Origin of the sequence: Collimonas sp., from assembly GCF_044339385.1 — a bacterium.
Lineage (GTDB): Bacteria > Pseudomonadota > Gammaproteobacteria > Burkholderiales > Burkholderiaceae_D > Collimonas.
Genome location: NZ_JBIIVN010000104.1, coordinates 1 through 9341, shown reverse-complemented (window position 1 = coordinate 9341; position 9341 = coordinate 1). Strand labels below are relative to the sequence as shown.

The following is a 9341-nucleotide window of genomic DNA, read 5'->3' as shown; positions in this document are numbered from 1 at the left end:
ACAGCAACACCAAGAGCAACAGAAAAACCGGGACAGCGCCGCGCAGCTGTATTGGAGGCAGGAAGTGCTTCTTAAACTATGCAGATATTTGTCTGGACAGATGGGTCCACTTTACAGCAAACAGTCCGGACCTGTTGCACAACCGCTGTAATGTGGAAGTTTGGCGGGCAATTTATAGTAAGAGCCGGCCGGATACTCGACTCGTTTTCCGTCAATCACCGCATAAAACACGCCTTTCAACACGACTGTCGGTAAATCTTGAGAGTGCGAGTGATAAGGGTTGTCATTGCCGGCGGGAAAAATAACAAAGGCTTCATACGGACCTTTGCCAGTCAGGTCGCCTCGGACATTGGCGTATTTGATGCCGCCCGTTTCAGGAATTTCAACCCATTTCAAATCAGCTGCCGGGAAGGAAATCAGCTTGCTGGCTTGTTTGGTGGAATAGCTGCCCGCGGATGCGGTCTCTGCGTAGACTTGGGTAGTGAATAAAAGTGAAGCCAAAGACAGTAGAGTTTTAGATGCGATTTTCATCGGGTTCCTTTAAATAGTGGGGTGTTCATGGCATTAGGCTGCGTCGTTCAGGTCGGGTAAATGTCCCTACGAATGACGTTCGACTTTGTGATGAATGCGCATTGCTCATCAGATATCGTTCCTTGCCTCGCTGGTTACTGCTGGGACAAGAAACAGTATCGGGTCGCAGCCCAAATGGCGAAAGTGGTTATTCGGACAATATTTGATGGAATTGGGCCATGGCGTTGGCGGGGCGCGCGTTGCCTGGATGTACACTGCGGTGGGCATCGTTCTCAGAACGTTCTGAGGCGTGTGTTAAGCAAGTAATTGTCGTTGTGCGATGGGGCGGAGATCGCTTGCGCGTTGAGTTATGCGAAGCGCAAATCAGGTTAGCCCTGCCATCAAGTAACTATGTTGACGACGGGGAATTGCCGCAGTAGTTGCAGAAACATTGAGACAATCTTGCCCTATGAGTCTGAGCGATCCCAGCGCGCCGCCCATCTTTGCAGTGCAGGTCGGCCGCGTAAGAAAAGACAATAGCTGCGTTCCATCAACCACATCGCACCGGGCAGTTTGGCAGTACGCGCTAGCCAACGCCAAGCGGGCAACGCAGCCCAGAGCATGACGAAAGCCTCGGCGCCGCTGTGCAGTTGGCCGTCAGGACTGCGCACATGAAATCGCTGGAGCAGTTGGTCGCGTGTCGCACCGGGAGGTAATGTAGCGTCGGCCTCGCTGATATCGGCAAAGCAGAGCGGCACGCTGGCCTGAGCGCGCTGATACAGCGCGATTTCGCGGCTGCACAAAGGGCATGCGCCGTCGTACAAGATGGTCAGTGCTGGCGAGTCACAATCGGGTTTCAGAGTCGTCATGGCGAGTTACCTTGTCTGGCGCTAGCAGTTGAGTGGCGGATTGGAGGCTGCGCGAAGCACGGGTCCACCATTGTGAGAAGGAGTTGCACGGACGATCAACCGCAGGAAACAGCATTGGCGCTGGCGCGCACTCGGCCCACTGCCGCAACCAAGGCATCAGGTGCGGCTCGGCCACGCTGCGCACCCGGCTGGCATGGCTCAGGGCCTGGCCGATGGCGGCTGCGCTGCCGTACCAGCGGATGGGCGTCAGCTCTGCCATACGCGTGCCGACAAAGCGCCAACGTCCGTCGCTCCAGGGCCAGGCGTTGTGAAAATCGGCGACGAAGATGGCGATCACCACTGTGTCTGGCGGCAACTCGGCCGGTAGCGCGCTCAGGTTCCAAGGATGAATCAGCCAGACCTCGCGTGCCGCCACCGCGCTAACCTCGGGCGGCGTGGCGCCGATCCAATTTGGTGGTGCGCTTAGCATTGGTGGTTCAGTCACGCCAGCCGGCAGCGAATTGTTATCGCCCGCGTCTGCTAAATGGATAGCTGGATTGCGGGCGATACTATCCAGCACCTCGTAGGACGTATCGATGATGCTGCCATGACTATGCCAGGCGAGCGGCGCGTAGCGGGCCACATTGTCAGCATTGAAAAGGTAGGGCTTGCTGCTGCCGGTGCCGGCCACCCACCGCCAGCTCAGGTGGTTGCTGGCAAGGTCGCCATCGAGCAAATGGGCATACAGCCAGTCGGCAGCGCAGCGCCAGTGTACCTTGCGCAGGTGTACCACATAGCTGGCCAGCCACATGCGTGCGTGGTTGTGCAGCATGCCTGTGGCGTATAGCTGGCGTACGGCCATGTCGATTACTGGCACGCCGCTGCGGCCCTGGCGGATATCGGCCGGTAATTCCCTCACGTATGCTGGTTCGGGCATAGGGCCATCGTGCAAGGAGCTGAAAATCGATATGCCCATGTTCTGCCAAACGTGACGAAAGAATTCGCGCCAGCCCAGTTCGTAGACGAACTTGTGCTGCACATCAAGCGCGTGGCGTGCGTTGACGCCCTCCAGAACCTCTCGCAAAGAGACGAAGCCGTGCGTGATATAGGGTGACAGACCGCTTACCGCGCCGTCAATCGCGTTGCGGCTGCGCGCATAGGCGTCTGGCCTGACTGCAGCAATGCGCGATCGGGCGGCGTCGAGCGTGGGCATAACCGCAGCGTGCGCAGGATTGTTGGCAAGGTCGTGTGCCAGCAGGACGCTGTCGGGCGGGTCGGCTTTATGCCGTCTGTACATATCCGACCTCGTTGCGGCGGATCGCCGCCGCACGTTCAATCACGGCTTGTTTCTCGGCTTCGCTCAGACGGCTTAGATTCTTGACCTGTAACGCCATGCGGGGATTTTTAGCCAGAACGGCTTCATGGTGCATCAGGAAATCCCAGTACAACGTCGTGAAAGGACAGGCTCGCTCGCCAACTTTTTGTGCCGGATCATAGCGGCAGCCTTTGCAATGCGGGCTCATGCGCTGGATGTACTTGCCTGTGGCGACATAGGGTTTGCTGCCCATCACGCCACCGTCGGCGTATTGGCTCATGCCCAGCGTGTTGGGCAGTTCGACCCACTCTACTGCATCCACATACACAGCCAGATACCAGGCATGCACCTGCTGCGGACGCACGCCTAGTATGAGGGTGTACAGGCCGGTCACCATCAAGCGTTGAATATGATTGGCGTAGCCGTGAGTCAGGGTTTGCGTCAAGGCGTCGCGCAGGCAGGCCATGTCGGTCTTGCCGGTCCAGTACCAGGCCGGCAGGTCTTGCTGGGCATCGAGCCAATTACGCTCAGCATAGCCGGGCATTTGGGTCCAATACACGCCGCGGACGTATTCGCGCCAGCCCAGTATCTGACGGATGAAACCCTCGACGCTGGCAAGCGGTGCCGCGCCATTATGATAGGCAAGCTCGGTCGCGGCGACTACCTCGCGCGGATTCAGCAGTTTCAGGTTGAGCGCTGCAGATAGGTGTGAGTGATACAGCCAGGGATCGCCAGGCCACATGGCATCCTGAAAGCGCCCAAACAGTGGCAGTCTATCGTCGATGAACGCTTGCAATGATTGCAGTGCCTGGGGCCGGGTGACGGGCCAGGCAAAACTGTCGAGCCGTCCCGGGTGGTCGGCCAAGCGCGCATTGACGAGTCCGATTACCTCACGGGTGATGGCATCCGGCTCGAAGCTTGCGCGCGCTGGCAATAAGCCTGGCCCGTCGGCGTCGAAGGCCTCCCGGTTGTCGCTATCAAAGTTCCACTTGCCACCCAAGGGTTCATCGGCCGAACTATCTGAGCCCATCAAGACTCGATGGCGCTGGCGTTGCTCGCGATAGAAATACTCCATCCGCAGCGATTTTCGACCTTTGGCATGAGCCGAAAATTCACGCACGCTGACAAAGAAATGACGATCTTCGCGCACCTCCAGCGGCAGGCCCATGGCCGCGGCAGATGCCTTGATTGATTGCAAAACACGCCAGTCGCCTGGGGCCGTCATGATCAGTCGCTCAGGTTGTAGCTCAACGATATCGGCCTCCAATTGGGCGCGCAGGCTGCCGGCGTTGTGAGTTGCATCGAGTCGGGTGTAGTGCAGCGGGCGACGCCGTTCCTCAAGGGCCAGCGCGAAATGACGCATGGCCGCCAGAAAGAGCGCTGTGCGCTGTTTGCTGGACCATACATGGCGTGATTCTTCCTCCACCTCGGCCATCCAGACCATGTCTTGCTCGGGATTGAAACCATCGAAAGCGGCGGCGTCCAGATCAAGCTGATCGCCCAGCACCACCAGTAACGCACGCAATTTAGCCATTGCGCGCCTTGTTGCGCCGACACGCTTCAGAGCAGTATTTGACCTCTGCCCAGTTTTTAGACCAACTCCGTCGCCAGCTCATCGGTAAGCCGCATGCGACACAAGGTTTGCTCGGTAAGTTTGCTTTGTTCCCGCGGTGTTGGGAGGTGGCGCTGGAGCCTCTCATATCAAGCCTGATTGTGTGCTGTGTAGATGACGATTCTACGCTAATGGCGATTTATTTCTTTGCCCTGGGCATTAGTCAGGCGGCCCTGTCAGTAGCCACTGATTAGCCTGCAATAGGATTGCTGACGCGCGATGCAGATTGTCTTGTATGTGTGTCCGTTTTTTGCCTTGTCCGTCATGCAAGAGTCTGTGTCGGGCGACTTGGCCTGTTTACGGTAAAATGCTCGGTTGCATCAAAAAAAAACTGCGACAATACTGCGAAATTACCCGCGTACAGTTGACGGAAACTCTTTTGGAGCGCAGTTTCGGCGCATTTGATCCGCCCTTGGGTCAGCCAAGACGTCGTTTTAACGTGCGGAAATGACGGAAAACTGCAAGTATTGACGATGTTCGCCGGATGTTCCTCCGATATCCGCGCGGTTATCGGGGGCTGATAAAACTATGCGAGAAGCGCCGTGACCTACAGCATCAAGGAAATTTTCTACACATTGCAAGGCGAAGGCACTCATGCCGGTCGTCCTGCGGTGTTTTGCCGCTTTAGCGGTTGTAATCTGTGGAGCGGCCGCGAAGAAGATCGCAGTAGCGCAGTGTGCCAGTTCTGCGATTCCGATTTTGTCGGCACAGACGGCGAGGGCGGTGGCAAGTTCAAGGATAGCGAATCGCTGGCGCGCACCATCAATACATTGTGGCCGGATACCTACCCTGCCAGTAAGTTTGTCGTCTTCACCGGCGGCGAGCCGCTGCTGCAACTGGATATAGCCCTGATCGACAGCATGCATGCGGCAGGTTTCGAGATTGCGATTGAAACCAACGGCACGCTGGAGGCGCCGCCTGGCATCGACTGGATTTGCGTCAGTCCGAAGATGGGTTCGGTGTTGAAGCTGCGCACGGGCAACGAGTTGAAAGTAGTGATTTCCCAAATCGGCCAGTCGCTGGCAGCATACGAATCGCTTGATTTCGAACATTTTTATCTGCAGGCCATGGATGGCCCGCAACTGGCGCACAATCTGGAATTGGCGATTGAGACCTGCAAACGCAATCCGAAATGGAAGTTGAGCTTGCAAACTCACAAGCTGCTGCAGATTCCCTGAGCCGATTTCAGATTTTATTGAGACCCCATTATTTTATGCTTACCATTACCCGCAAACTTGAATTTGACGCCGGCCACCGGATTCCTGATCACAAGAGCCAGTGCCGCAATCTGCATGGCCATCGCTATACGCTGGAAATCACGCTGGTCGGTGCCGTCATCGAAGTCGAGGGTAGCTCCGACAACGGCATGATCATGGATTTTTCGGACATCAAGACATTAGCCAAGCAACATCTGGCGGATGTCTGGGATCATGCCTTCCTGGTCTATGAAAAAGACACCGCAGTGCGCGATTTTCTGGCGACGCTACCGAATCACAAGACCGTCATCATCGACCGCATTCCCACCGTCGAGAACCTGGCGCGTACCGCTTACGATATCCTCAAGGCAACTTACAAGGATCACTACGGCACCGGCTTGCACCTGCAAAAACTGGTGCTGCACGAAACCCCGAACTGCTGGGCCGAAATTTCCGCAGACCGTTGATAGCCGATCATTTTCAGACTAGCTATGCGTGACGAGATTTATATGCAGCAAGCCATTTCCCAAGCCCGCAATGCGTGGGCTCTGGGGGAGGTGCCGGTAGGCGCGTTAGTGGTAAAAGATGGCCAGGTCATCGCGACTGGTTTTAACCAGCCGATTGGCAACCACGATCCTACCGCGCATGCGGAAATCATGGCGTTGCGGGCGGCGTCGGCCATTCTCGGCAATTACCGCTTGCCCGGTTGTGAGCTTTACGTCACATTGGAGCCCTGTGCGATGTGCGCAGGCGCCATGATGCATGCACGCCTCGCGCGTGTGGTCTACGGTGCCAGCGATCCCAAGACCGGCGCCTGTGGCTCGGTGCTGAATCTGTTCGAGCAGGAAAAATTGAATCATCACACCGAGCTGAGCGCTGGCGTGCTGGCCGACGAGTGTGGCACACTACTCAAGCAATTTTTCGCCGAACGTCGGCAAGCTCAACAAAAACAATCGTGACCGAATCTACCCAAACACAATCCAAACAATCCATCGGCGTGGCGCTGATTGCGCCTGGCGGTTTCGCCCCCGACGAACAGGCCCTGGCGCGCGGTATCCAGGCTCTGCAGCATCAGGGTTGCGTGGTCTATGATTACTACGACCCGGCGGCAAAATACCAGCGCTTCGGCGGTACCGATGCGGCGCGGGTAGCGCAGATCTACGAGGCGATCGACAATCCGCAAGTGCAGATCGTGCTGGCGTTGCGCGGCAGCTACGGCATGTCGCGCCTGTTGCCGCTGCTAGACATGCGCCGCCTCGCCGCCAGTAAGAAGATCTTCGTCGGCCATAGCGATGTCACGGCGTTGCATCTGGCGCTGTTGGCGCAGACCGGCGCCTCCAGCCTGGCCGGGCCGATGCTGTGCAGCGATTTCGGCGCTGTTGAACTGAGCGACTTCACGATGTCGCATTTCTGGCAATGCCTGCGGCAGCCGGATCAGCAATTGCAATTTGCCGCCGCCAGCAATCCCGATGTGCGCGTCAGCGGCACGCTTTGGGGCGGCAATCTGGCGATGGTGACGCATTTGATCGGGACCCCGTATTTGCCGAAGATCGAAGACGGCATTTTGTTTCTGGAAGATATCGGCGAGCATCCTTATCGGATTGAGCGGATGATGCTGCAGCTGCAATATGCCGGCATCCTGAACCGCCAGCAAGCGATCGTGCTAGGCGATTTTTCTGAATATCGTTTAGCGCCACACGACAACGGCCACGACTTCGATGCCATGCTGGCTTTTTTGCGCGCCCATGTCTCTGTGCCGATCCTGACCGGCCTGTCATTTGGCCACATCCGCGACAAAGTAACGCTGCCGCTCGGCGTGCAGGCCGAGCTGCGTTCGGATTCGAACGGGTTTCAATTGCGTTTTCAGAATCCCTTTGCGTTGAATTCCTGATTGGTTTTTTACCCGTTGGCTGATCATCGGGTAATCACGCTGGCCTTGGAATCTGCGCGAAATATAATTAATTTGACTCTGACCCTAATTGTCTGACCCTAATTGTCTGACCCTAATTGTCTCTGACTCCTAATTGGGGGGTTAGCTGCTGGTCGTCTTACGTAACCATTCCCGGAGCACCTGTATTGCTGGCGTCATTTGTTTTGATTTGAGGCGGGTTAGCCAACAATCAGTATTGAGGTGAGAAATGAAAAGACGTCAATTTGCGACAAATTTTGCTGCTGGTGTGGGAGCCTTCGTCATTGGGGGTTACCTACAGAAATCCTGGGCCTCGTTGGCCAACTCAGGCAAATCTGATGACGACTCTATGAGCAAAAAATTGCGTCAGATAGAGGCCCGAAGCGGCGGTCGGCTTGGCGTCGCCATAATCGACACACAAAGCGGGCAGGCGCAGTCCTATCGCGGCGACGAACGGTTTCCAATGTGCAGCACTTTCAAGTTGCTGGCGGCGGGGTTCACGCTAAAGCGTGTGGATCTGGGCCATGAGCAATTGGCGCGGCGTATTCGTTTTGATACTGCCGATTTGATTTCTTATTCGCCTGTGACCAAGAAATATGTCGGTGACGTTGGTATGACGGTAGCAGAACTGTGCGAAGCCGCCATCACCTTGAGCGACAATACGGCTGCCAATCTGTTGCTACACAGCTTTGGAGGCCCGGCAAAGTTGACGGCTTATCTCGGTTCGCTGGGCGACAAGATAACCCGCCTCGACCGCATCGAGCCGCAGCTGAACCAGGCGACCCCGGGTGATGCACGCGACACGACGTCTCCCAATGCGATGCTGTCCACGATGCGCCAGTTGGTGCTGGGGAAGGCTTTGACCCCAGGCTCGCGTGAGCAGCTCACAAACTGGCTGCTCGCCAATAAAACCGGCGACAAGCGCCTGCGCGCATTTCTGCCGTCTGGCTGGCGCGTAGCGGACAAGACGGGTTCGGGCGCCTACGGCACGACCAACGATATCGGTGTCTTGTTTCCGCCAAACCGTGCACCGGTGCTGGTTGTCAGTTATCTCACCGGCTCCAGGGCCGACGTTGCGACGCGTGAGGCGGCGCTGGCCGAAGTGGGGCGTCTGGCGGCGTCGCTGGTCAGCGGCAATTGATCCGCTACAGCCTGCGCTCAGGATGGGGAGCTGGAAAGCTATCTTGCCTTGGTGCTGGTGTTTCCGTATTTTTAGCGGCTTTCGGGGGAGCTGATTTTGTGGGATGTGCACTGGTAAGTCGTTGTTTTATATGCAGCTATTCATTGCTTATTTGTCTGTGGTGTATAATCGCGGGTTGCCCCATAAACTACTGATTTAATTAAGAAAAGTTCAATTTTAAGATGCTCTCCACCGCAAATATCACGATGCAGTTCGGCCCCAAGCCGCTGTTTGAAAACATTTCCGTCAAATTCGGCGACGGTAATCGCTATGGTCTGATCGGCGCGAACGGCTGCGGCAAGTCGACGTTCATGAAGATTCTGGGCGGCGATCTGGAGCCGTCGGCCGGTAACGTGATGCTCGATCCGAACGAGCGCCTGGGTAAGTTGCGCCAGGATCAATTCGCGTTCGAAGAAATGCGCGTGCTGGATGTGGTGATGATGGGGCATACCGAAATGTGGGCAGCAATGTCCGAGCGCGATGCGATTTATGCCAATCCCGAAGCGACCGACGACGACTACATGAAGGCCGCCGATCTGGAGGCGCGCTTTGCCGAGTATGACGGCTATACAGCCGAAGCCCGTGCCGGCGAATTGTTGCTGGGGGTTGGGGTGGCAATCGACCAGCATCAGGGACCGATGAGCAATGTTGCGCCAGGCTGGAAGCTGCGCGTGTTGCTGGCGCAGGCGCTGTTCTCGAATCCGGATATCCTGCTGCTCGACGAACCGACCAATAACCTCGACATCAACACCATCCGCTGGCTGGAAGATG

The 9341-nt window shown here is 56.7% G+C and carries 11 protein-coding genes; 6 read left to right on the top strand and 5 right to left on the bottom strand.

The window, feature by feature from the left end:
* Positions 1 to 111: 111 nt before the first annotated feature.
* The 5 genes from ACIQ0R_RS08660 to ACIQ0R_RS08640 all read right to left on the bottom strand — a co-directional run bounded on the left by ACIQ0R_RS08660 (position 112) and on the right by ACIQ0R_RS08640 (position 4289).
* Positions 112 to 531, bottom strand: coding sequence for a cupin domain-containing protein (locus ACIQ0R_RS08660; protein ID WP_395826229.1), 420 nt, complete (start codon positions 529 to 531; stop codon positions 112 to 114).
* 446 nt (positions 532 to 977) lie between these two features.
* Positions 978 to 1379: a thiol-disulfide oxidoreductase DCC family protein gene (locus ACIQ0R_RS08655; protein ID WP_395826227.1), complete on the bottom strand. Its 402-nt coding sequence runs from the start codon at positions 1377 to 1379 to the stop codon at positions 978 to 980.
* A complete protein-coding gene (locus ACIQ0R_RS08650; protein WP_395826225.1) occupies positions 1354 to 2655 on the bottom strand; it encodes an FAD-binding domain-containing protein in 1302 nt (433 codons plus the stop codon). The genes ACIQ0R_RS08655 and ACIQ0R_RS08650 overlap by 26 nt, the downstream gene beginning before the upstream one ends.
* On the bottom strand, positions 2639 to 4207 hold the full coding sequence (locus tag ACIQ0R_RS08645) for a cryptochrome/photolyase family protein (RefSeq protein ID WP_395826222.1): 1569 nt from the start codon (positions 4205 to 4207) through the stop codon (positions 2639 to 2641). The genes ACIQ0R_RS08650 and ACIQ0R_RS08645 overlap by 17 nt, the downstream gene beginning before the upstream one ends.
* Complete coding sequence (locus ACIQ0R_RS08640) at positions 4200 to 4289, bottom strand: DUF2256 domain-containing protein (protein ID WP_395826220.1); 90 nt, start codon at positions 4287 to 4289, stop codon at positions 4200 to 4202. Before ACIQ0R_RS08640 ends, ACIQ0R_RS08645 begins: the two co-directional genes overlap by 8 nt.
* 538 nt (positions 4290 to 4827) lie before the next feature.
* On the opposite strand from ACIQ0R_RS08640, the gene queE reads away from it, so the two are divergent.
* The 6 genes from queE to ACIQ0R_RS08610 all read left to right on the top strand — a co-directional run.
* A complete protein-coding gene (gene queE / locus ACIQ0R_RS08635; protein ID WP_395826218.1) occupies positions 4828 to 5463 on the top strand; it encodes a 7-carboxy-7-deazaguanine synthase in 636 nt (211 codons plus the stop codon).
* 35 nt (positions 5464 to 5498) lie between these two features.
* Positions 5499 to 5948 carry a 6-carboxytetrahydropterin synthase QueD gene (gene queD, locus ACIQ0R_RS08630; RefSeq protein WP_395826216.1) on the top strand — a complete coding sequence of 150 codons (450 nt, stop codon included), beginning with the start codon at positions 5499 to 5501 and terminating at the stop codon, positions 5946 to 5948.
* A gap of 24 nt (positions 5949 to 5972) precedes the next feature.
* Complete coding sequence (gene tadA, locus ACIQ0R_RS08625) at positions 5973 to 6440, top strand: tRNA adenosine(34) deaminase TadA (protein ID WP_395826214.1); 468 nt, start codon at positions 5973 to 5975, stop codon at positions 6438 to 6440.
* Positions 6437 to 7372: a muramoyltetrapeptide carboxypeptidase gene (gene ldcA / locus ACIQ0R_RS08620; RefSeq protein WP_395826212.1), complete on the top strand. Its 936-nt coding sequence runs from the start codon at positions 6437 to 6439 to the stop codon at positions 7370 to 7372. The genes tadA and ldcA overlap by 4 nt, the downstream gene beginning before the upstream one ends.
* Positions 7373 to 7619: 247 nt before the next feature.
* Positions 7620 to 8531, top strand: coding sequence for a class A beta-lactamase (bla, locus tag ACIQ0R_RS08615; RefSeq protein WP_395826210.1), 912 nt, complete (start codon positions 7620 to 7622; stop codon positions 8529 to 8531).
* 221 nt (positions 8532 to 8752) lie between these two features.
* Positions 8753 to 9341: ATP-binding cassette domain-containing protein (locus ACIQ0R_RS08610; RefSeq protein WP_395826208.1), on the top strand; the 589-nt coding region annotated here is incomplete at its 3' end.